We start from the raw sequence: 23817 nt of genomic DNA on the forward strand, positions 1-23817 counted from the left end.
TTGTTAATTTTATTTGCTATCCTCAACAGTTCCCCTCCTTCGGAGGGGTTAGGGGAGGATTTTTATATAACCTTCGCCTCATTATGAAGCAAGTTGACCAATTCATCCAGATTATCAGGAGACACTAAAGTCACGGCTCCTTTTGGTTCTGGTTTTTCAAACCTAACTGATGATGTTTCCTTAGTAGCATCAACAGGCTCAACAACATTCAATGGTTTTTGACGCGCCTGCATAATCCCTCTCATGTTCGGAATACGCAAATCACTCTCTTCTACCAATCCTTTTTGACCACCAATAACAAGCGGTAGGGTTGTGGAAACGGTTTCTTTACCACCATCAATTTCTCTCACAGCTTTGGCATTAGTGCCGTCTACCTCAAGACTGATGCAGTTGGTGACAAAATTAGCGTCAATCAATTCTGCCAACATGCCAGGAACCATTGCGCCGTTATAGTCAATAGACTCACGACCGGCAATTACCAAGTCATACCCGCCGTCCTTAAAGACATTGGCCAATTGTTTGGCAACGGCAAAACCGTCAGTGGCAGGGGTGTTGACACGAATTGCGCTATCAGCACCAATAGCCAAAGCCTTGCGCAAGGTAGGTTCAGTTTCTGGGCCTCCTACATTAACTACGTCAACGGTAGCGCCTTGTTTCTCTTTGAACCACATGGCACGGGTGAGGCCAAACTCGTCATTCGGATTGATTACAAATTGTACACCGGTAGTGTCAAATTTAGTGTCACCATCCGTAAAATTGATTTTTGAAGTCGTATCAGGTACGTGACTAATACATACAAGTATTTTCATGCTTTATAATTTATTATATTATTAGTTTTTTGGGAGACTATGGGATGAATTCTTGATAAAACCATAAATCACCTCTAAAAACCGTCTTTTTATTGAACAGGATACGAAGTTAATTATTTTAGACGACATATTTACTATGCATGCATAATAAATATTAAATTATTCTTTTGGTTTTAGTTTTTGTTTTATTCTTACTTTTGCTAATCGATTTAAACATTAACTAAAAAAGTTCTTCCCCATTGGGAAGACGGAAGATGTAAATGAAGACAATTCAATTTAGAGAGGCTATTTGTGAAGCCATGAGTGAAGAAATGCGTCGCGATGAGACCGTTTACTTAATGGGTGAAGAAGTTGCAGAATATAATGGTGCCTATAAAGCATCAAAAGGAATGTTGGACGAGTTTGGTGCAAAGCGTGTTATCGATACACCTATTGCAGAGCTTGGTTTTGCAGGTGTTGCCATTGGGTCTACCATGACAGGATGCCGCCCAATTGTGGAGTATATGACGTTCAACTTCTCATTGGTTGGGATTGATCAAATTATAAATAACGCTGCCAAAATCAGACAAATGTCTGGTGGTCAGTTTAACTGCCCTATTGTATTTAGAGGCCCAACAGCGTCTGCCGGTCAGTTGGCTGCAACGCACTCCCAAGCTTTTGAAAGTTGGTTTGCCAATACACCTGGATTAAAAGTAGTCGTACCCTCCAATCCATATGATGCAAAGGGACTTTTAAAATCGGCCATACGTGATGACGATCCTGTTATTTTTATGGAAAGTGAGCAAATGTATGGTGACAAAGGTGAAGTGCCAGAGGGCGAATACACCATTCCGATAGGTGTTGCTGAAATTAAGCGTGAAGGTACAGATGTGACCATCGTCTCTTTCGGGAAAATCATCAAGGAAGCTTACAAAGCCGCTGAGGAATTAGAGAAAGAAGGCATTTCATGTGAAATTATCGATTTGAGAACGGTACGTCCTTTAGACAAGGAGGCTATTTTAAAATCGGTTAAGAAAACTAACAGGTTGGTTGTTTTGGAAGAAGCGTGGCCATTTGGAAACGTCGCTACAGAGATCACCTATATTGTACAATCTGAAGCTTTTGATTATTTAGACGCACCTGTTGTCAAAATTAATACGGCAGATACCCCTGCACCTTATTCGCCAGTTCTTTTTGAAGAATGGTTACCAAATAGTGATGAGGTCATCAAAGCTGTTAAAAAAGTAATGTATAAATAAATCGCAATTTTTGCGTTATCCTAACTTCATTGACATTAGTGTTGATGAAGTTTTTTGTCTTATGAACCTAAATCTACGTGTCCTATTTTTTTTCTTCGGAATGTGTTCCGCCTTTGCCCAAACTAAAGTTAGCGGGGTGGTGTTTGATGAAAACAACGTTTCAGTAGCCTATGCAAATGTATTGTTCAAAGGGTCTACAGAAGGTACAATCACCAATGAAGAAGGCCGGTTTTATCTAGAATCTGGCAACACTTATGACACCCTAATCATCTCCTTTCTTGGCTATGAAACTTTGGAGATCCCACTGCCAAAGAAAGTGAACTATGAGCTGAAATTCATCTTGAAAGAAGATGCAGGTCAACTGGATGAAGTTTATATTGTTACAGGAAAGCAATCCAAAAAGGAGGGTGAGAATCCTGCTATAGCCATCCTGAAAAAAATCTGGGAACGAAAACGTAAAAACGGGTTGCGCCAATTTGATCAATACCAATATGATAAGTATGAAAAAGTAGAGTTTGATCTGAATACCATTGACAGTTCCCTGATCAAAAGTAAACTGTTTAAAGGTATGGAGTTTGTGTTCAACCAGGTTGATACCAGCAAAGTTACCGGAAAAACGTATCTGCCCATTTTTATCAATGAAGCGGTTAGTAAGGTGTATGGCGATAATTTGATCAATGAAGAAAAGGAAGATTTAAAAGGGAATAAAAACTCTGGCTTTAGCAACAATCAGATCATTATTGATTTTATTGACGACTTGTATTCTGAATTTGATATTTATGATAACTACCTCGAATTTTTTGATAAGAGTTTTGTGAGTCCCTTGTCAAGAACAGGCATCAATACCTATAATTATGTGCTTTCTGATAGCAGTTTTATTGACAACAAATGGTGTTATAATATTATTTACTATCCTCGGCGGAAAAACGAATTGACATTTAAAGGTGATTTTTGGGTCAATGATACCACCTTCGCCATTAAGGAAATTAATATGCAGGCTTCAAAAAGCGCCAACATCAACTGGGTGAAGGAGATTTATATTGAGCAGGATTTTGAGGTCTTGAATGATTCCATATTTTTGATCAAGCGCGATTATTTCATGTCTGATTTCGCCTTCAATAAAAAGGAAAAATCACGAGGTATTTACGGTAAACGGACTACGCTTTATGATAATTATATGTTTGACATTCCTAAAGAAGATACGTTTTACAGTAAGGAAGTCTTTAGTTATAATGAGGATGTGTACAATAGAGAGGATGATTTTTGGGAGCAAAACCGAATGGAATCTTTAAGTCTGGATGAAAAAGGCGTCTACAAAATGTTGGATACCCTCAAAACGGTTAAAAAGTTCAAGCGTTTATATAATGTAGGAAGTATCCTGGCCTCAGGATATGTCGAGTTTACGGATATCAATTTTGATTATGGGCCCATTTTCTCCACTTTTGGCTTTAATGAAGTGGAAGGCATCCGAGTGAGAACGGGCGGTAGAACCTATTTTGGACCTAACGATCTATGGCGTTTAGAAGGCTTTTTGGCTTACGGATTTAGGGACGATAAATTTAAATATGGCATTTCCGGTAAATATCTAATTGATAAAAAGAACCGATTTATTATCTCCGCCGGAAATAGGCGTGATGTGGAACAAATTGGTGTCAACCTCACCTCTTCAACCGATATTTTGGGACGAAGTTTGGCCTCATCTTCCCTAATTGGAACCAGTACCAATGACAAACTTACGAGCGTTAATTTAACTACTGTAGCGATGGAGTTGGAACCTATACGAAATCTTGTCTTTAGACTTAGCGGCACTTATAAAACGTTACGTTCAGCTTCTGAAACCTTTAGTTTGGATTATTATACAGATGCTGAGCAAACCACTGTTGCTTCAGTAATTGAACAATATGAAAACGCTTTTTCGATGACTTATTTTCCAGGTCGTAAAATGACGGGGTTTGGTGTGGAGCGCCGTTTGGCAAATGATGGTTTTCCAAGCTTATTCGCACAAGTAACCCGAGGCGACAAAGGAATTTTGAACAGCGATTTTGATTACACTAAAGTACAGTTTTCTTACATTCAACCTTGGCAGGTAGGGGGCTATGGTAGATTGACCACAACGCTTGAAGCTGGTAAAACTTTTGGAGATGTGCCATTGGGACTTTTAAATGTGGTACCCGGCAACCAATCTTACTTTTCAATTTACAACACGTTTTCACAATTGGATTTTTATGAATTTGTGACCGATACGTATACGTCATTGCATTTGGAGCATAATTTTAACGGCCGCTTCTTTTCAAGAATTCCATTTTTGCGCAAGTTGAACCTTCGGGAGATTGTGGGCGTCAGAGGTGTTTGGGGAGATGTTTCGCAATCCAATAGAGATTTAAATGCGTCAGGATTAACCTATTTGGCACCAACCAATAAAGTGTATTATGAATACAGCGTTGGCGTAGGCAACATCTTTAAAATTCTGCGTATTGACTTTAACTTTAGAGGTAACTATCTTGATAATCCAAGTGCTCGTAATTTTGGGGTTACCGGAAGTTTTGGGTTTAATTTCTAAAGCTTAACCTTATTTAGGTGTTTGCGCTTTGTCGTAGATCAGACCTTCTGCTCTGAGTTCCTCCCAAAAATCTTTAGGTATATTCGCTTTCCATGCCTTGACATTGTCTTCTACTTGACTAATCTTGCTTGCGCCCGGAATGATCGACACAAATTCATCAGCAGCCAATGCAAATTGCAGTGCTGCAGTAATAATGTCAGTGCCGTGCGCTTTGGCAATGGCAGCAATACGGTCCCGTTTTTCTGTCATTCCTTTAGGAATTTCTGATTTGTAATTATAACGCTCTCGGCCCGCAATAAACCCAGAATTATAAGCTGCTCCAGAGACTAATTTGACGGCCTTCTTTTTCACCGCAGGTAATAAGCGATCAACGGCTTTTTCATGTTCCAAAATGGAATATTGTGTTGCTGATAAACAGACATCAGGATCAGCAGCCTCCATACAGTCTAAAATAGGTTTTATTTTGTTGACGCCCATGCCCCAAGCTTTGATGATGCCTTGGTCTCTATAGTCAGACAAGACTTTAAAAGCACCTTTCTTTGCAATTTCCAAATGATAATCATAACGGTCACCCACTTGGTCTTCAGAAAGGTCGTGGACATAAATGATGTCAAGTGCATCCAAGCCTGTCCGTTTTAAACTTTCCTCAATAGAACGTTTGGTGGCATCAGCTGAATAGTCATGTTTGTAATCATAATTCAGAGGTTTTTTCCACATCGTTGGCGGCACATCCTCCTTATTCACTTTTTCAAATAGCCGACCTACTTTGGTTGAAAGCTGATAATCCGAAGCCTTTTTGCTTTTTAGAAAATCCCCGAAACGGCGTTCACTTTTGGTTAGCCCATACCAAGGTGAGGTGTCATAGTATCTAATGCCTAAATCCCAAGCCTTTTGTAAAATAGCGTGGGCCTGCTCATCACTTATATTACCAAAAGCAGTGCCAATGGCAACACCTCCCAATCCTAATTCGTGCTGTTTTTGTAGTGGAAAAGCCTTCATAATTTAGTGTTTTATGGACGAAATTTATATGTTAAAACTTGTCTGTTTGGCGGTCCACTAAGTTAGGAAATGGCTCAGGGAATCAAAAGTTATAACATCTTTTTTATGGATTCTAATGCGAATTTTTTTGATGCAATCCGAAATATTTCCCAAGCAATAACGCTACTTTGGAGCGACTTAAAATTAAGTGGCATTTAGTTGAAGCAGTGCTATCATATTGAAATTAGTTCATTAAAAAAGTGGATGTATTCAGAATATAGTGATGCCTCATTTGACATTCCCATAAAATAAGACTCACATACAATTGCACATCACAAACAGTTGCGTATCTTTGCACGCCAAAAATGTGAAGAATAATTAACATGAGCCACTTCTAAAAAAAGGCTTCTAAAATAAAGAATACCATGAGTCCTAAAGGAAAAACCACATTTGATGTGTTGATTGAGATACCAAAAGGAAGCCGTAACAAATACGAGTACGATTTCGAATTAAAGAAAATTCGTTTTGACCGATTGTTGTTTTCCTCCATGATGTATCCTGCCGACTATGGCTTTATTCCAGAAACTTTAGCGCTGGACGGAGATCCGTTGGATGTTTTGGTTTTGGGTACTGAGCCTACATTTCCTATGTGTGTTGTTGAAGTAAAACCCATTGGTGTATTCCATATGGCCGACGAAAAAGGAAACGATGAAAAGGTGATCTGTGTGCCAGTTTCTGATCCTATCTGGAACAGCCTTAATGATCTTTCTGATGTAAATCCTCATCTCATTAGAGAAATTGAGCATTTCTTTCAAGTATATAAAGATTTGGAGAAGAAGAAAGTTGATGTGGGTGGTTGGGGAAATGCCCAAGAAGCATATGACATCCTTGAAAAATGTATTGAGCGTTACGAAACTAGTGAGCACAAAACCAATGGGAATTTTATCATTTAAGACTATTCTCATCTTATAAAAATCAAGAACCTCTTATAAACTATAAGGGGTTTTTTATTTCTCATTGATTTTATTACTTTAGCAATCGTTTAAAACTAATCAATCTAATATCGTATTATGGAATCACTGATGATTTATATGCCAATTGCAATGGCAGCCTTAGGGTTAATTTATATGCTCATAAAAAAGTCTTGGGTCTTGAAACAAGACGCTGGAGATGGCAAAATGAAAGAAATTTCAGATTACATCTATGAGGGTGCCCTAGCATTCCTAAATGCTGAATACCGGTTATTGGCTATTTTTGTGGTCGTGGTTAGTATCTTGCTCGCTATTGTGTCTGTAGTTGTGCCAACAACACACTGGCTTATTGTGATTGCTTTTATATTTGGAGCGGTATTTTCAGCATTCGCAGGAAATATTGGGATGAAAATCGCAACCAAAACCAATGTTAGAACAACTCAAGCGGCTAAAACAAGTTTGCCAAATGCTCTTAAAGTTTCTTTTGGTGGCGGTACCGTTATGGGTCTTGGAGTTGCTGGTTTAGCGGTGTTAGGGTTGACCGTATTTTTTATTGTGTTCTTTCACTTTTTTATGGGAGGCGTTTGGTCTACTGAAATGATAATGTCTAATGGAAAACTAGTTAGTCAAGGTAATTTTGACATGACCATCGTTTTGGAAACCTTAGCTGGTTTCTCTCTTGGTGCGGAATCTATTGCTTTGTTTGCTCGTGTGGGTGGTGGTATTTACACCAAAGCGGCCGATGTAGGTGCTGATTTGGTTGGTAAAGTTGAAGCTGGTATTCCTGAAGATGATCCGCGTAATCCTGCAACAATTGCGGATAACGTTGGAGACAATGTGGGTGATGTGGCCGGTATGGGTGCCGATTTGTTCGGTTCGTACGTGGCGACCGTTTTAGCGGCAATGGTGTTAGGAAATTATGTCATTAAAGACATGGGAGGTGCCATCACAGATGGTTTCGGTGGGATTGGTCCTATCTTATTGCCAATGGCCATTGCTGGCGTTGGGATTATTATTTCAATCATTGGAACCTTAATGGTAAAAATAAAAAGTAATGATGCCAAGGAAGATCAGGTTATGGGCGCTTTAAATCGTGGTAACTGGCTGTCTATTGCCTTAGTTGCAGTATCTTGTTATGGTTTGGTCACTTGGATGTTGCCTGAAACTATGCAAATGAATTTCTTTGGTGAAGGTCTTCAAGATATTTCGTCAATGCGCGTATTCTATGCTACTTTAGTTGGACTGGTTGTAGGTGCTGTGATTTCTTCAGTCACCGAATATTACACAGGTCTGGGCAAAAAACCAATCTTAAAAATTGTACAACAGTCAAGTACTGGAGCAGGAACCAATATTATTGCTGGTTTGGCAACAGGGATGATTTCTACGTTTCCATCAGTTTTATTATTTGCAGCTGCTATATGGACGTCTTATGCTTTTGCAGGATTCTACGGTGTAGCTCTAGCGGCCTCAGCGATGATGGCTACCACTGCAATGCAACTGGCTATAGATGCGTTCGGACCTATCTCTGACAATGCAGGTGGGATTGCTGAAATGAGCGAGCAAGAGCCTATAGTAAGAGAGCGTACGGACATCTTGGATGCCGTGGGTAATACCACAGCAGCAACAGGAAAAGGATTTGCCATTGCGTCTGCAGCATTAACCTCTTTGGCCTTATTTGCGGCGTATGTGACTTTTACAGGAATTGACGGAATCAATATCTTTAAAGCACCTGTTTTAGCCATGTTGTTTGTTGGAGGTATGGTGCCGGTTGTATTTTCTGCCTTAGCGATGAATGCCGTTGGTAAAGCGGCCATGCAAATGGTAGAGGAAGTGCGTCGTCAGTTTAGAGAGATTCCAGGAATTATGGAAGGTACTGGCAAACCACAATATGATAAATGTGTGGCCATCTCAACAGAAGCGTCCTTGAGAGAAATGATGCTTCCAGGATTGTTGACTATTGGTTTCCCGTTGGTCATCGCTTTTGTACCGATGATTTTTGGAATGAACAATTTGGCCATTGCTGAAATGCTGGGGGGTTATATGGCTGGTGTCACCGTGAGTGGTGTGCTTTGGGCAATTTTCCAGAATAACGCTGGTGGCGCATGGGACAACGCTAAAAAATCATTCGAAGCTGGTGTATTGATCAATGGAGAAATGACTTATAAAGGATCTGATGCGCATAAAGCAGCTGTTACAGGTGATACGGTTGGAGATCCATTTAAGGATACTTCAGGACCTTCTATGAATATCCTCATCAAGTTAACGTGTTTGATTGGTTTGGTAATTGCGCCTATTTTAGGAGGCCATGCTATTGGTGGTGCTGTCACAACTTCAGAAGTGATGGAAGTTTCAACTACCATGTCCAATACCATGGATGTAGAAATGGTATCTCTTGATGCTAATAATGCTAAAGCAATCGTCACAAAAACATATACAGAAAATGGCAAAATGATGAAAGAAGAAATCGTCATTGAAGGCACCTTAGAAGAAGTAAAAGCGGCTATCGCCGAATTACAAAAGGATTACGACATGTAATTTTTGTTGCATAAATATAAAGAAAGGCTACATCTCCATGATATAGCCTTTTTTTTTTTAGTATTTTAGTCCTTATGAATTATGAAGATTTAACCACTTTAGGCATCGCTTTTGGATTAGGCTTATTGGTAGGCCTGCAGCGTCAGAGAACGGATAATGAAATGGCAGGCGTGAGGACCTTCACATTAATATCAATGTTGGGCGTCATGGCTGGATTCCTGTCTCGTGCGTATGAGAATCCGTTTATCCTTCCGGTGTTGGGTTTATGTCTGGCAGCTATGCTGATAATGGCCAATTATATAAAAATCAAAAAATTTGATCAAGCTGATGTGGGACAGACGACGGAGGTTGCCGCACTCCTAATGTTTGCCGTTGGCGCTTACCTTGTTATGGGCAGTCAGTTAGTTGGTGTTTTTGTTGGCGCAACCATGGCCATTTTGCTCTATATTAAAGAAAAGCTCCACGATTTTATTGAACGGATGAGCAATAAAGATCTATCGGCTATTATGACCTTGGCAGGCATTAGTTTGATCATACTTCCCATTCTGCCAAATAAAACGTTAGGCCCTTTGGACGTTATCAATCCGAGAAATATTTGGCTCATGGTCACACTTATTGTTGGTATAAGTGTTGTTGGGTATTTTATCTATAAGCTCGCTGGCAAGAAAATGGGTATCATTTTCAACGGCGTTTTGGGCGGATTGATCAGCAGTACGGCAACTACAGTCAGTTATGCCCGAAAAACAAAAGAGCAAAAGTCTATTAGTAAAATGGCAGTTTTTGTGATTACAACGGCATCAGCGGTCTCCATGATTAGGGTGTTAATCGAAATTGCAGTAGTGGTGCCAGAGAAATTAGGAAGTCTCTTTTTGCCAATTCTTGCTGAAATTATTATCGTTTCATTATTGTCCGTGGGCGTATTTTATTTGGTCAATAAAGATTCTAAAGATGAACCAATGCCTGAACCTGAAAATCCAGCCCAATTTAAAAGTGCTGTTATTTTTGGATTATTGTATGGTTTTATATTGCTGATGGTGGCTTTTACCAAAAAACAATTTGGAGATAATGCTTTATATATTGTTTCAATTATCAGCGGCTTGACGGATGTTGATGCCATTACCTTGTCTTTGTCACAAATGATGAAAAACGACCGCTTACAAACGGATTTAGGCTGGAAGCTGATTTTATTGGCTACAATTTCCAACCTTGTCTTTAAAGGTGTGATGGCTATAGTTATTGGCGCCAAAGAAATTGCTAAGTGGATCACTATTGTTTTTGGAATTGCCGTAATTTCGGGGTTATTGATTATTTGGCTCTGGCCTGAAACTTGGCATTTTTAATATGAGATTATTTAAGAAGGATCCTTTACAGATTATCGTTTTTCAAAGTTATGGAACCGCAACACATTTATATGTAAGAGGTCGCGCACTAGAGGACGAATCTATTGATTTGGAAGGAAAACATCCGTTAAAATTATTGATCAACGCTTACAAGCGTTTTGAAACAGATGAAATTGCACATGCAGTTTTGCTCTTAAAATTGTCCAATGGAAAGATTTTTGAAACCGTCACTGATGATAAAGGTTATTTTCTTTTGGATGAACAAGTTGAAGGTTTGGATGCAATGGCCAATGATGAAGGCTGGTTGTCTTTTGAAGTGGCTTATAAAAACTTCACATCCAAACGCATTATTCAGTTGGAAAACCGGTTTCCTGGTGAAATGCTGATTCCAAGTTTGAAGGGAGGCACGTTTTCAAAAAATAGTTCATTTGGAGTAGCGAGTGATATTGATGATACCATTTTACATACAGGATTGGTATCAACGCTTAAATGGCGCGTTCTATACAACACGTTTCTGAAACGTGCTTCCAAACGTTCACCATTAGAAGGTGCGGCCGAATTTTATCATCTTTTGCACCGTGGAAAATCTGGTAAAGAAGCCAACCCTATATTTTACGTGAGCCATAGTCCTTGGAATTTGTACCGCTACCTAGAATTTTTCTTAAAGAAAAACGATTTCCCCAAAGGGCCGATACTTCTTCGTGAATTTGGGGATTTTCTCAATAGAAAAAAACAAGAAGAAAAGCCTCAGAAACAACACGAAATCTTAAATATTCTTAAAACATATCCACAGTTAAAACTTATTCTGATAGGCGATAGCGGCGAACATGATGCCGACATCTATCTCGAAATTGCTGAGCAACATCCTGACCGCATTTTAGCCATATATCTAAGAAGCGTAAAACATAAAAAGAGAATGTTGCGCGTTAAAAGTCTGTATGAGAATTATAAAAGCATACCAGTGTTATTGGTAGAACGTAGTAAAGAAGCTATGGAGCATGCTCGGGAGAATGGGTTCATTGAATAAAATAGAACGCTGATGATACTGATCTGTTATGATACGCACTGATTGTGATTTAGCTTGCGTTTCCATGAAACAGCATCTAAGATTTCAGATTCTTGAAATACTCATAAATTTCATATTGCGACCTTATTTCTGGTTTTTTACCCAGTTTGACATACTCATTTTTCTGATCGGCATCAATAATCCGCGCCTTTACAGTATCGGCCAATTCAATATTAATGACGTCTCTGATAATCTTAAAATTGTCAGGATCCAAAATAGGTGTTACTACCTCAATCCGATGGGTCAGATTACGTGTCATCCAGTCGGCAGAACCAATATACATTTTCTCCTCACCGCCATTTCCAAAAATATACACACGGCCATGCTCTAAAAACCGGTCGAGAATACTGGTGACTTTTATGTTTTTGCTCTGGCCTTTAATTCCAGGCACCAAACTGCACATACCACGCACAAGCAATCTGATTTTAACACCTTTATTGCTGGCCTCATAAAGCAGTTTGATCATTTTTTTGTCCTCAAGACTATTCATCTTTAAAATGATATGGGCTTCTTTGCCTGCTTGGGCCAAGTGGATTTCTTTTTCTACCAAACTCACAAATTTGTTGCGCATGGTAAACGGAGAAATCAGAAGTTTTTTTGCTTTTGGTACGAGAAAGATGCCCTCAAGTACCAAAAATAATTTATTCAGATCTTCAGTAATCTTCCTGTTGTTGGTCATCAAACCAAAATCAGTGTAGAGTGTGGAGGTATTTTCATTGAAATTTCCCGTCCCTATATAACAGTAGGATGTCACGTCTTCACCTATGTGACGCTCTATATACAATATTTTTGAATGCACCTTGATTCCTGGGTAGCTATACAGCACCTGAGCGCCGTTTTCCTTGAATATTTCGCCCCATTTTAAATTGTTGTGTTCATCAAAACGGGCTTTCACCTCAATAAAAATGATGACTTTCTTTCCTATTTTTTGCGGCTTTGGCAATGGCATTGTTTAAACGGGACTCTTCAGCCACGCGATACAAGGTCATTTTTATAGTGGTCACGTTTGGATCATCTGCCGCTTCTTCCAATAATTTGATGACCGGTTCAAAGGACTGATACGGATAGTGCATCAATTGGTCTTTAGTGTCAATGGCCTCAAACATGGAGTCATATTTTGAGGTCACTGGATGATCGATAGGTGGCAATTCTTTAAAGTAGAGGTTCTTATCTGTCGGATTAGGAAAACTGAAAAAATCCTTAAAATTATGATATGTACCGCCCAAAATGACATCCATATGCGTCACGTCCAATGCCTTTTTTAAGACGTTTTGAAAATTTTCAGGCATGCGTTTGTCAATCAAAACACGTGTGGCCTGACCAGTCTCGCGCATTGGTAACGATTCCTTGATTTTTTCCATAAGGTTGCCAGTAAACTCGTCTTCGATGTAAAGCTCAGCATCCCTAGAAATTTTTATGGCGTAATAGGATAGATCAAGCTCTGGTTGTGTTTTGTAAAGATTGTATTTGATGATATCATCAATAAAGGTGATGTAATGGGTGTCATCATCTGAAGCAGACGGGGAGGGAAATACAAAGAATCGGGGCTCATCTTTTGGAATTTGAACCACTTGAAATTTATCTTTGGAGATACATGTTGTAATATATGAGCTTTCATTTTCTACAAAAACTGAATCTTTTGTAGAAAAAATTGAGTTTTTGAAATCAATTTTATCCTTTAAAGTCGATTCAAAATAATCAACAGCAACTTTTTTTGTGCCTCGGTAAAGTCCTTGTATTTAATCAAATGGATGCCTTCCTTTTTTAAATCTGGAATGATCTCATTTTGGAAAAGCTGGCCAAATTCTTCTTGGAGCAAATCAACTTGGATTTTAATTTCAGCAAGTACCCGATTAGGTTTGGTGACCAATTTTTTGCGAAGTGATTTGTCCAAATCTTTGATCTGTCTGATATCTGAGACACGTACCCTAAAAAACTCATCCAAATTAGAGGAAAAAATCGCCATGAACTTGATGCGTTCATAAAGCGGATTTCTTTTGTCTGCAACTTCTTGCAGCACACGGTGGTTAAAGCGCAACCATGAGAGATCGCGGTGGTAATATTTTGAGTTATAAAGTAAAGCCATAAATTAATTTCAATGTTCTATTACCGTTCCTTGGGAAGAGTGAAAATTTCTTATTTGAGAAATTTAACAACTGGGAAAATACACTTTTAAACGCAAAAAGATGTTAGAAAAATGATAAGGTCTTAAAACAGTCCATTTATTTCAGCATCAATAGTAGTGATAATGCTTCCTAAATCTTCAGGATTTGAAACAAAGTCTAAATTGTCGACATCAATAATGAGAAGTTTCCCTTTGTTATAGCCATGTACCCAAGCTTCATACCGTTCATTAAGGCGGCTTAAATAGTCAATACTGATGGAGTTTTCATACTCACGTCCGCGACTATGGATTTGTTTGACCAAATTAGGAATGGAACTGCGCAGGTAAATCAAAAGATCAGGACCTTGGACAAAAGATTCCATCAATTCAAAAAGCGAACGATAATTCTCAAAGTCCCGGTTGGTCATCAAGCCCATGGCATGAAGGTTGGGTGCAAAAATATGGGCATCTTCATAGATGGTGCGGTCTTGAATAATATCCTTTCCACTTTCGCGAATTAAGGAGATTTGTCTAAAACGGCTATTCAAAAAATAAACCTGTAAATTAAAACTCCAACGTTCCATCTGATTGTAAAAATCATCCAAATATGGGTTGTCAACAACATCCTCCAATTGGGGCTCCCATCTGTAATGTTTGGCTAATAATTGTGTAAGCGTGGTTTTCCCTGCACCAATGTTTCCGGCTATTGCAACATGCATATTTATTTGATTTTTAGTTGGAATTGATGAAGCGTTTCATCGGCGTAAATATACACCGTTTCATTGGTTACCAAAAACTGTTTTATTAACATTTCGGGCAGTTGGATGGGGAGGAGTTGGTCCGTATTTTTGGCGAGATAAAACAGTCCGTTTTTAGTTTGGATGATCAAATTGCCATTATCTTCTGCTATTTTTAAGAAGTTGTCGTTTTTGATTTTTGCAACGGTTCTTCCAAAATAGTTGTAGGTGTACAGGAAGTTTTCCGTTAACAGCCAACTGTAATTGTAATTGCTTTTAAGATCCAGTACGTTGGATTGTACGGGCATTGACGTGGCTCTGACACTATTGGTTTTAAAATCAAAAAGTTCCAATTGTTGTGCGTCCTGATTAAAAATCCAAATGGTAGTGTCATACCCTGTAGCAATGTGCGTCACATTTTTATAGGGTTGGATGGTGTTGAAGTCGATTTTATAAATTTCAGAAAGCCGATTGTCCAGCACCACAACGGTATTAAAATTTTTATAAAACAAATTGATTTTTAGCGGATTGAAAACGTTTGCTGAGCTGATTGGTCCCAACTGCACATTGCTATACGTATAACTGTGTTCTGGTTCTATTTTATAAAAGGAGTTGCCCAAAGTGTAAAAAAGCGTCCCGAAATTATCAATGGTGATCAATTGATCTGCCTTTAGCGGAAGGGTTTTTAAAGCAGTAGTAACCATCTTTTCTTGTGAAAAGAGTGGTGCTGAAAAAAAAATCAAAATGTACAAGAGGCTTTTCATTGTGGATTGAAATTTACAAAAACCAAACTACATTTAGTAGATTAGCTTGTAACCAAATCCTCTAACATTTAAAATTTGAATTTTTTCATCGGCGCTCAACTTCTTTCTTAGTTTGCTAATAAATACATCCATACTTCTTCCGTTGAAAAAATCGTCGTTTCCCCAAAGTTTGTTCAGGATAAGGGTTCGGTCCAAAACCTGATTTTTGTTTTTTATAAGATGGAACAATAAATGTGATTCACGATGTGTGAGTGGCGCTATTTCTTCATTCTTAAATTGTAAGGTTTGTTTGGGAAAATTAAATGTAAAATCACCTAATGTTAGAATTTCGGTGGTCTTTTGAAGATTGGATCTATTCAATAAATTGTTTATTCTTACAATCAATTCTTCCATGCTAAATGGTTTTTTAAGGTAATCGTTACCACCAATCGTAAAACCCTCCACCACATCATGGGTTTGTGATTTTGCAGTTAAAAAAATTATAGGAATATGTTCATCGATAGCTCTTATTTCTTTAGCCAAAGTAAAACCATCCTTCTTGGGCATCATAACATCTAGCACTAATAGCTCTGGTTGCTGTTCTTGGTAAACTTGCAATGCTTTTTCGCCATTATCACAGAGTAAAACCTTGAAATTTCGTGTTTCTAAACTCTCTTTTATGATTTGTCCTAAAGCAGGTTCGTCTTCAGCTAAAAGTATGGTGATGGGTTTATTCATTGGGAAAGCATATTTTAAACGTGGTGAGTTTGTCGTCCAAATTCAGATGAATGATACCACCATGTTTTTCAATAATTTTCTTGGTGTAATATAATCCTATTCCGAAACCTTTAACATCATGTGTGTTTCCTTTTGGGACGCGGTAGAATTTTTCAAATATCTTTTCTTTACTGATTTTTTTCAAGCTACTGCCAGTATCCGATACGGAAATAGTTGTTGCAAATGAATTTTGTTCGAGATTAATTACAATCTTTTCTCCGCCATATTTAATCGCATTATCAATGATATTATTGATGGCATTCTCAATATGAAATGCATCTACAATGGCCTCAATAAATTCTTTAGTAGATAAGAATTGAATAGGCTTCTGGTTCTTATGGAGATTGTGTTTTTCAACCAACAGTTTAATGAGCTCCGAAATATTGGTACGTTCTTTATTAAGTTCTAAATTTTCGCTATCTAAGGTTGCGGTTTCCAATAATTTTTCGACCATCACATTGAGCTTGGCCAATTGGTCGTTGGAAATGTTCAAATAGTTTTGTGTTTTGACTTTGTCGTCTAGCGCATTAAAGTTTTTTAGACTTTCAAGTGCTACCCCAATTGTAGAAATAGGAGTTCTAAACTCGTGAGTAATATTACTAATAAGATCGTTTTTAACTTCTGCCAATTGTTTTTGTTGTTTAATAATTTGGAGTAAATAATACAGGCAGAAGATGATAGCAAGGGTAAGAATCATGGAAATAAAAATACCGTTAAAACTAAGTTTTAAGGCCTCTTGTAACGGATTTTCGAACTCCAAAAAAATGCGTTCCTTTGCTTTGAGATAGGTCGATTTTGAGGTCACTGACATTAGATCATCGCCTTTCAGTTCTGGGTTTAACGTATAATAAAGCGTGTCTTTCTTAAAATGTTTAATGCGGTAACTAGGGGAAATGTTCTTCTGTTTAAACTGAATTTTTAACAATGAATCCACTTGGCTATACTCTAAAGTGTCGCGATCCATTGAAATCATAATGGTATTCAGGCTTTTGAGAACTTTCAAACTGTCAAATGCCTTTTTACCTTTTAAAACTTGGACGGCTTTGAGTTGCTTCCCTTTTTCAATATGAATACCCGAATCTTTGGTTGTCAATTGGCTGAAACCAATAATACTGTCTAAAGTTTTTTTATTGTCGGATAACAGGGTTTTGTTCAATTCCTCTTTCACGCTCAAAAGCACGGAATCCACGTCGTGGTTAGCACTGCGTTCAAAATTGATAGAAGAAATAGCAATAGACTTTAATTTATTCGCTTTCGTAAAGACATTTGATAATTTGGATATTTCTTCTGAAATGTCACTGCCAACGTCAGTAGTCTTGTCGGGTTTTATAATTGTTAAAAAATCAGATTTAGCAATTTCAGCATAATACTCCTCCAAGGCATTGTCAAGACTTAGCTGAATCTCGTTGCTAACCCGCTGCCTATTTAGTTGGTAATTGGTGTAGTTCCAATATACCTGCACCCCAATTGTAATAAAGATGGTTGCAGTTATAGCATATAAAATCCACAAGTAGTTTTTTGCCGTCATAGGCCAAATATAAGAAGTTGATGCGATCAATATGAATCGGTTAACACTAGTTAACACTCGTTAACGCAATCCTATTGATAAACTCCCAATCTTTGACAACTAAAATATAATCAATCAATAAACAGATAATTATGAAATTAAAACAAAAAACATCATTAATCGTAACGTTATTCATGGTTATGATGGTGAATGGTCAAGATTTCCAAGGTGTTGCCACCTACAAATCTCATCGTCAAATGGACTTTAAGAATAATGATTCTACAATTAACTCAGAACTTCAAAAAGAACTTCAAGAACAATTAAAAAGACAATTCCAACAGGAATATACGTTGACCTTCAATAAGAATGAATCGCTTTATAAAAAAAATGAAAAACTGGAAGCACCAATGCCATCACGTGGCGGAATCACAATAACATTTTCTGAAGGTCCTGACATGATGTATAAAAATATTAAGGAGTCCCGATTTACAAATCAAATCGAAAAGTATGGAAAACAGTTTTTAATAAAAGATTCGTTGCCAAGTCCAAAATGGGAATTGCTTAATGAAACAAAGAACATTGGCGTATACACCTGTTTCAAGGCGCAGATCAGGACAGAGTTCAAAACCCAAACACTGACTGAAACTAATGGGATTGAAACAGTCATGAAAGAAAAAATAACCACAGCGTGGTATACACCACAGATTCCGATAGGTAATGGACCTGCTGAATTTTTCGGACTTCCAGGCTTAATCTTGGAGATCAATGATGGCAAGTTAACTCTGGTTTGCACTAAAATTGTCATCAATCCAGAAGAAGTAATTACAATTGATGAACCTAAAAAAGGAAAGGAAGTCACCCAAATGGAATTTGACGATATCATAGAAAAGAAAACCAAAGAAATGATGAAGCAAAGTGGTACCAGGAGTAAAAATGGAACTACTGTGATCTTTCAGTCTGGAGGATAGTTTAGTAAAACTTTAACATTTTGAAGACTAACTAATGTCGCTTTTTAGAGTCAAACGCATGGGTTGTATTTTTTGATCAACACATCCTCTTAAAAACCGTATAAAATGAAATCACTCTCAATTAGAATTTATAGCTGTTTGATGCTTCTGTTTTCAACAGCTTTAATGGCGCAAGACTTTCAGGGCAAAGCCTATTACCAATCTAAAACCACTATGGATATGAGCAATTTTGGTGGTAACCAAATGAGCGAGCAACAGAAAAAAATGATTGCCGAACGCATGAAAAGCATGTTGGAAAAAACATACATCTTAAGTTTTAATAGAACAGAATCCATTTACAAAGAAGAAGAAAAGTTGGCAACTCCAGGCGCAGGAGGCGGAAGCCAATGGGGAGGTATGATGGGCAGTTTTACGGCAGGTGCTCAATATAAAAATGTAAAAGAACACCAACTGATCCAAGACCAAGAGTTTTTTGGGAAGCAGTTTTTGATCAAGGACTCCATCCCTAAGTTGGAATGGAAAATGGAGAATGAATCAAAACAAATTGGTCAGTATCTCTGTTTTAAGGCAACAGCTGTCAAAAAAGGAGATGATTTGGATTTTGCCAATATGAGACGTCGTAATCAAGATGATGAGAAAAAAGAGGGTGAGAAATCTAAGGATACAGCTAAAACCACCAACCTTATGGACGAGATTGAAGTGCCAAAAGAGATTCTTATTACCGCATGGTACACCCCACAAATTCCGGTTAACCAAGGTCCTGGCGAGTATTGGGGGCTTCCGGGTTTGATTTTGGAAGTCAATTCTGGTCGCACAACAATTCTATGTTCAAAAATTGAGATCAATCCTACAGATAAGGTAGACATCAAAGCCCCTTCAAAAGGGAAAGAGGTAACGAAAGAACAATACGCTGAAATCGTCAAAGAGAAAATGAAAGAAATGCAGGACATGTATGGCGGCAGAAATCGCGGTTCACGTTTCTAAAATACAACTACTAACACAAACTAACCCATCAAAAATTAAAATGAAAAATTTAATAACGCTTGTAATACTTTGCGTCGTAGGACATTCTTTTGCTCAAATTAAAGTAGAAGGCGTCGTTAAGGATAGCATCGGAAATCCGTTGGAATTGGCCAACGTTATCGCCATCAATCAGCAAACTAAAGCTTTGGAATCTTACGGGATTACCAATGAGCAAGGCGGCTACAAATTGGCGCTTACAAAAAACATGACCTACACCATACAGGTGAGTTATATAGGAATGAAAACTTTTGAAGAAGTATTGAGTATTAAAGAAGCTGATCTTACCAAGAATTTCACTTTACTGGCTGATAATACTTTAGATGAGATTCAGATTACCTATGAAATGCCCGTGACTATCAAAGGCGATACGATAGTCTACAATGCCGATTCCTTTAATACTGGGACAGAAAGAAAGCTGGAGGATGTTTTAAAGAATTTACCTGGTGTTGAAATAAATGCAGACGGAAAAATTGAAGTGGAGGGTAAAGTAGTTAATAAATTAATGGTCAACGGAAAGGATTTTTTTGACGGCGATACAAAATTAGCGACCAAAAACATCCCTTCAAGCGCTGTGGATAAAATACAGGTATTGCGAAATTATGCCGAAGTTGGTCAATTAAGTGGTGTACAAAATAACCAGGACAATGTGGCAATCAATATTAAATTAAAAGAGGGTAAGGAGAACTTTTGGTTTGGCAATGTAACCGCAGGCGGTGGTGTGGCACCTTCGCCAAATGATGAGTTGTATTTGCTGCAGCCCAAATTGTTTTATTACAGCCCAAAATACACCATAAATATAATAGGTGATTTAAATAATACTGGCGAGGTTGCACTTACAGGACGTGATATTAGAAATTTTGGAGGGGGTTTTAGAAGTCCAAGCAATAGTAGCGGAACAAGCATTAATTTGGGAGATAACGGTTTAGGAAGTTTAACCAATCTTGGGAATGCACAATCGATAGAATCAAAATTGGGTGCGCTTAATTTTAGTTATACACCCATCAAAACTTTGGATCTTAGTGGATTTGTAATATATAATAGTAATAGACTACAAACTCGCCAAGAAAGCTTTGTACGCTACACAGATTCAGACTTAGGTATTCCAGATGAAGAAAAGGTGGAGACTGGTCGTGAAGCAACAAACCAAGGATTGGCTAAATTAAGTGCACGTTACAAACCTAATGTCAATAATCAGTTGGATTATGATATTTTAGGTCGCATTTCAAACGATTCCCAAGACAATACTATATTTTCATCGGTAGTTGGAAATACCAATCAATTGGATGCAGCAAAACCTTTTAGCATCAATCAAAATGTCAATTACTACTACACATTGAACGAAACGAATATTTTTGCTTTTGAAGCGCAGCATTTATTGAAGGATGAAGATCCATTTTATAATGCGCAGTTGGTAAATGACCCTAATAATAACAATGCGCCACCAAATGCAAGAGATGCTTATGATAATACAGCAGCTAGTTTAGGCTTAAATAGAGATCAATTTGGTTATAATTTAAATCAAGAACGGCGTATTAAATCCAATCAACTCGATGCAAAATTAGACTATTACAATATTTTAAATGCCACGAGCAATATCAATTTTACTTTAGGCACGATTTTGAGCAACCAAAAATTCAACTCCAATATTTTCCAATTTTTAGACGATGGCTCTTTCTTCAAGCCTACAGCAAATTTAACCGATAATGAAGGTAATGTGCTGCGCAATGAAAACGATACCGAGTACAATTTTAGTGATATCTATTTAGGATTGCATTACAGATTAAAAACTGGAAAGTTTACAATAACACCGGGCTTTTCTCTTCATGCTTACGGGAATAAAAACATCCAGTTTGGCGAAACTTACGATGATAATTTCTTTAGGATCTTGCCTGATTTTGAAACTCAGATTCAATTCAAAAAGAGCGAGAGTTTAACCTTTCGCTATAGTATGCAAAATTCGTTTACCGATGTTACAAATTTAGCTCAAGGATTGGTTTTAAATAATTATAACAGTATCCAATATGGTGAACCAGATTTGCAGAATGCTTTGTCCCATAATTTAAGTTTGCGTTACTTTAGTTTCAATTTGTTTAATTATACCAATATTTTTGCAATTCTTAACTATAACAAAAATATAGATCAAATTAGATCGGTTACCCAATTTGACAATGTCATTAGAACCAACACCTATTTTAATTCAAACTTTGCGGACGAAAGTCTTACGGCGTTTGGTCGGGTACAACGTACTTTTGGAAAGTTGAGGGCAAGTTTAGGTGTTAACTATAATTACAGTAAAAACAATCAATTTATTCAGGACAGAAGATCTGTAAATGAAAATTTTACTCAAAGTTACACACCAGAATTAAGAACTAACTTTAAGAAAGCTCCAAATGTTTCTTTGAAATATCAGTACAGAGTAACTAATACTAATCAAGGAACAAACACTACCAAATTTGTTACTAATGCGCCGTCCGTAGAATTTGATGCCTATATATGGAATTCCTTAACTGTTAGAACAGATTATTCCTATACAAAGCAAAGCAGTGATGTGGGCCCATCAGATTCGTTCCAAACATGGAACGCAAGTTTAGCCTATAGAAAGGATAAAGATGCCAAATGGGAATATGAGCTAAGAGCGTCTAACTTACTGAACATAGATTCTAATATCAACAACGGATCCAATAATATTTCAGTTTTCAGCTCAGAGACATTTGTTCTTCCCCGATTTATAACAATTCGATTAATTTATACCTTGTAAAAGGTTTTAATCTCGGCAACTCAAAAGGACACTTTATATAAAAGTTGTCCTTTTTTGGTTCTTAATCTTAATTAATAATTGTATTTTCATACGCATAACTTACATTATAAACTACTAGAAATGAAAAGAATTTTGTTAGGAGCATTCCTTATGTGCTCTATGTTTGCAGTAACTGCACAAGAGAAAAATGCAGTTATTGACAACATGATTAAAGAGGCCAATGAAAATTCCCAATTGGAAATTTTAGGGCATGAATTATTGGATGTGATTGGGCCACGTTTAGTGGGCACTCCAGAAATGAAACAGGCACATGATTGGGCTGTTGACACTTATGAAAAATGGGGCATTCCAGCAAAAAACGAACAGTATGGTGAGTGGAAGTCATGGCAACGCGGGGTGAGTCATATTGATATGGTATCTCCACGAGTTCAAAGTTTGGATGGCATGCAATTGGCCTGGAGCCCAAGTACAGGTCCAGAAGGAGTTACCGCCGAAGTCATTACGCTTCCAACAGTTAAAGATTCTATAGAATTTAAAAATTGGTTACCTAACGCCAAAGGCAAATTCGTGATGATCTCTGAATATCAAAAGACAGGAAGACCAGACTATAACTGGGAAGAATTTGCAACTCCAGAATCTTTTGAAAAAATGAAAAAAGATCGGGATTCTTTGTCTAAAGCCTTTCGGGACAATATGAGAAACACCGGTTACAACTCACGGTCTGTAATTGAAGCTTTGGAGAATGCTGGGGCAGTAGGTATTGTGTCCTCATACTGGTCAAAAGCTTTTGGTAGCAATAAAATATTCAGTTCACGTACTGTAAAGATTCCAACAGTGGATTTGGAACTTGAAGATTACACGATGCTCTACCGTTTGGCGGAGTATGGCAACAAACCTAAAATTAAAGTGGTTGCAGAGTCTAAAGATTTAGGCGTGGCACCAACATTTAACACCATCGCTCAAATAAAAGGGAGTGAGAAACCAGAGGAGTATGTCATTCTTTCAGCACATTTTGACTCTTGGGATGGCGCTACAGGTGCGACAGATAATGGCACTGGAACCATAGTGATGATGGAAGCTATGCGTTTATTGAAGAAATTCTATCCTAACCCGAAGCGAACTATTTTAGTAGGGCATTGGGGAAGTGAAGAACAAGGTTTAAATGGCTCTCGTGCGTTTGTTGAAGATCATCCAGAAATTGTAGCTAATATCCAAGCGGTATTCAATCAGGATAATGGTACGGGACGAGTAGTGGATTTATCTGGCGCAGGATTTTTACATTCTTATGATTATTTAAACCGCTGGCTACGTCCAGTGCCGAAAGATATTACCAAACATATTGAAACTAATTTCCCTGGGTCTCCAAGTGGTGGTGGGTCTGATAATGCATCTTTTGTGGCTGCAGGAGCACCTGCCTTTAACTTGAGTTCATTGAGCTGGTCCTATTGGAATTACACGTGGCACACCAACCGTGATACATACGATAAAATCGTATTTGATGATGTCAGAAGCAATGCTATTTTAACTGCTATTTTAGCCTATATGGCAAGTGAAGATGATACTAAAACATCAAGAGAGAAAATTGTATTACCTGTAAGCGATCGTACTGGGAAGCAAATGGAATGGCCAACCCAACGTTCTCCAGAACGTAAAGGAGGCTTGGATTAATTTCCATCTTTACAATTAATAAAAAAACTAACTAC

Annotated in this window: 19 protein-coding genes; 10 read left to right on the top strand and 9 right to left on the bottom strand. The window is 37.8% G+C overall.

The annotated features are described in order from the left end of the window. Window positions 1-62 precede the first annotated feature (62 nt). Window positions 63-809 carry an electron transfer flavoprotein subunit beta/FixA family protein gene (locus A9996_RS16945; protein ID WP_066437951.1) on the bottom strand — a complete coding sequence of 249 codons (747 nt, stop codon included), beginning with the start codon at window positions 807-809 and terminating at the stop codon, window positions 63-65. A gap of 260 nt (window positions 810-1069) precedes the next feature. Here A9996_RS16945 and A9996_RS16950 point away from each other — a divergent pair, with 260 nt between their 5' ends. Both A9996_RS16950 and A9996_RS16955 read left to right on the top strand, forming a co-directional pair. Further along, complete coding sequence (locus A9996_RS16950) at window positions 1070-2047, top strand: pyruvate dehydrogenase complex E1 component subunit beta (protein ID WP_066437954.1); 978 nt, start codon at window positions 1070-1072, stop codon at window positions 2045-2047. A gap of 61 nt (window positions 2048-2108) precedes the next feature. Then, window positions 2109-4607 carry a DUF5686 family protein gene (locus A9996_RS16955; RefSeq protein WP_066437956.1) on the top strand — a complete coding sequence of 833 codons (2499 nt, stop codon included), beginning with the start codon at window positions 2109-2111 and terminating at the stop codon, window positions 4605-4607. A gap of 9 nt (window positions 4608-4616) precedes the next feature. Here the strand turns inward: A9996_RS16955 and A9996_RS16960 are convergent, their stop codons facing one another. Then, window positions 4617-5606, bottom strand: a complete 990-nt coding sequence (locus A9996_RS16960) for an aldo/keto reductase (RefSeq protein ID WP_066437959.1) — start codon at window positions 5604-5606, stop codon at window positions 4617-4619. Between the two features lie 404 nt (window positions 5607-6010). Here A9996_RS16960 and A9996_RS16965 point away from each other — a divergent pair, with 404 nt between their 5' ends. The 4 genes from A9996_RS16965 to A9996_RS16980 all read left to right on the top strand — a co-directional run bounded on the left by A9996_RS16965 (window position 6011) and on the right by A9996_RS16980 (window position 11458). Further along, window positions 6011-6538 (top strand): inorganic diphosphatase, encoded by a 528-nt coding sequence (locus A9996_RS16965; RefSeq protein ID WP_066437962.1) that lies wholly within the window; start codon window positions 6011-6013, stop codon window positions 6536-6538. Between the two features lie 117 nt (window positions 6539-6655). Next, window positions 6656-9091 carry a sodium-translocating pyrophosphatase gene (locus tag A9996_RS16970; RefSeq protein ID WP_066437964.1) on the top strand — a complete coding sequence of 812 codons (2436 nt, stop codon included), beginning with the start codon at window positions 6656-6658 and terminating at the stop codon, window positions 9089-9091. 74 nt (window positions 9092-9165) lie between these two features. Further along, window positions 9166-10431 carry an MgtC/SapB family protein gene (locus A9996_RS16975; protein ID WP_066437966.1) on the top strand — a complete coding sequence of 422 codons (1266 nt, stop codon included), beginning with the start codon at window positions 9166-9168 and terminating at the stop codon, window positions 10429-10431. Window position 10432: 1 nt separating this feature from the next. Then, window positions 10433-11458 carry an App1 family protein phosphatidate phosphatase gene (locus A9996_RS16980; protein ID WP_066437969.1) on the top strand — a complete coding sequence of 342 codons (1026 nt, stop codon included), beginning with the start codon at window positions 10433-10435 and terminating at the stop codon, window positions 11456-11458. A 76-nt stretch (window positions 11459-11534) separates the two neighbouring features. On the opposite strand, the gene A9996_RS21000 is transcribed toward A9996_RS16980, so the two are convergent. The 7 genes from A9996_RS21000 to A9996_RS17005 all read right to left on the bottom strand — a co-directional run bounded on the left by A9996_RS21000 (window position 11535) and on the right by A9996_RS17005 (window position 17416). Further along, the gene (locus A9996_RS21000) at window positions 11535-12440 is read right to left on the bottom strand and encodes a phospholipase D-like domain-containing protein (protein WP_346210689.1); all 906 of its coding nucleotides are present in this window, start codon (window positions 12438-12440) and stop codon (window positions 11535-11537) included. Further along, window positions 12394-13236 carry a polyphosphate kinase gene (locus A9996_RS21005; protein WP_346210691.1) on the bottom strand — a complete coding sequence of 281 codons (843 nt, stop codon included), beginning with the start codon at window positions 13234-13236 and terminating at the stop codon, window positions 12394-12396. The genes A9996_RS21000 and A9996_RS21005 overlap by 47 nt, the downstream gene beginning before the upstream one ends. After that, window positions 13176-13583, bottom strand: coding sequence for a hypothetical protein (locus A9996_RS21010; RefSeq protein ID WP_346210690.1), 408 nt, complete (start codon window positions 13581-13583; stop codon window positions 13176-13178). The genes A9996_RS21005 and A9996_RS21010 overlap by 61 nt, the downstream gene beginning before the upstream one ends. A 122-nt stretch (window positions 13584-13705) precedes the next feature. Then, entirely contained in the window at window positions 13706-14320 is a 615-nt protein-coding gene (locus A9996_RS16990) for a deoxynucleoside kinase (protein ID WP_066437972.1), read from the bottom strand. Between the two features lie 2 nt (window positions 14321-14322). Next, window positions 14323-15102 (bottom strand): hypothetical protein, encoded by a 780-nt coding sequence (locus tag A9996_RS16995; RefSeq protein ID WP_066437975.1) that lies wholly within the window; start codon window positions 15100-15102, stop codon window positions 14323-14325. A gap of 33 nt (window positions 15103-15135) precedes the next feature. After that, window positions 15136-15819: a response regulator transcription factor gene (locus A9996_RS17000; protein WP_066437978.1), complete on the bottom strand. Its 684-nt coding sequence runs from the start codon at window positions 15817-15819 to the stop codon at window positions 15136-15138. Further along, complete coding sequence (locus tag A9996_RS17005; RefSeq protein WP_248912372.1) at window positions 15812-17416, bottom strand: sensor histidine kinase; 1605 nt, start codon at window positions 17414-17416, stop codon at window positions 15812-15814. The genes A9996_RS17000 and A9996_RS17005 overlap by 8 nt, the downstream gene beginning before the upstream one ends. A 101-nt stretch (window positions 17417-17517) precedes the next feature. Between A9996_RS17005 and A9996_RS17010 the strand changes: the two genes are divergently transcribed. From A9996_RS17010 to A9996_RS17025, 4 genes are all read left to right on the top strand, one after another. Then, entirely contained in the window at window positions 17518-18333 is an 816-nt protein-coding gene (locus A9996_RS17010; RefSeq protein WP_066437983.1) for a GLPGLI family protein, read from the top strand. A 105-nt stretch (window positions 18334-18438) separates the two neighbouring features. Continuing rightward, window positions 18439-19317, top strand: coding sequence for a GLPGLI family protein (locus A9996_RS17015; RefSeq protein WP_066437984.1), 879 nt, complete (start codon window positions 18439-18441; stop codon window positions 19315-19317). Between the two features lie 40 nt (window positions 19318-19357). After that, a complete protein-coding gene (locus A9996_RS17020; RefSeq protein ID WP_066437990.1) occupies window positions 19358-22114 on the top strand; it encodes a carboxypeptidase regulatory-like domain-containing protein in 2757 nt (918 codons plus the stop codon). Between the two features lie 120 nt (window positions 22115-22234). Next, entirely contained in the window at window positions 22235-23782 is a 1548-nt protein-coding gene (locus A9996_RS17025) for a M20/M25/M40 family metallo-hydrolase (RefSeq protein WP_066437992.1), read from the top strand. Window positions 23783-23817 lie beyond the last annotated feature (35 nt).

The sequence above is a fragment of the Gelidibacter algens genome, from assembly GCF_001678675.1.
Lineage (GTDB): Bacteria > Bacteroidota > Bacteroidia > Flavobacteriales > Flavobacteriaceae > Gelidibacter > Gelidibacter algens.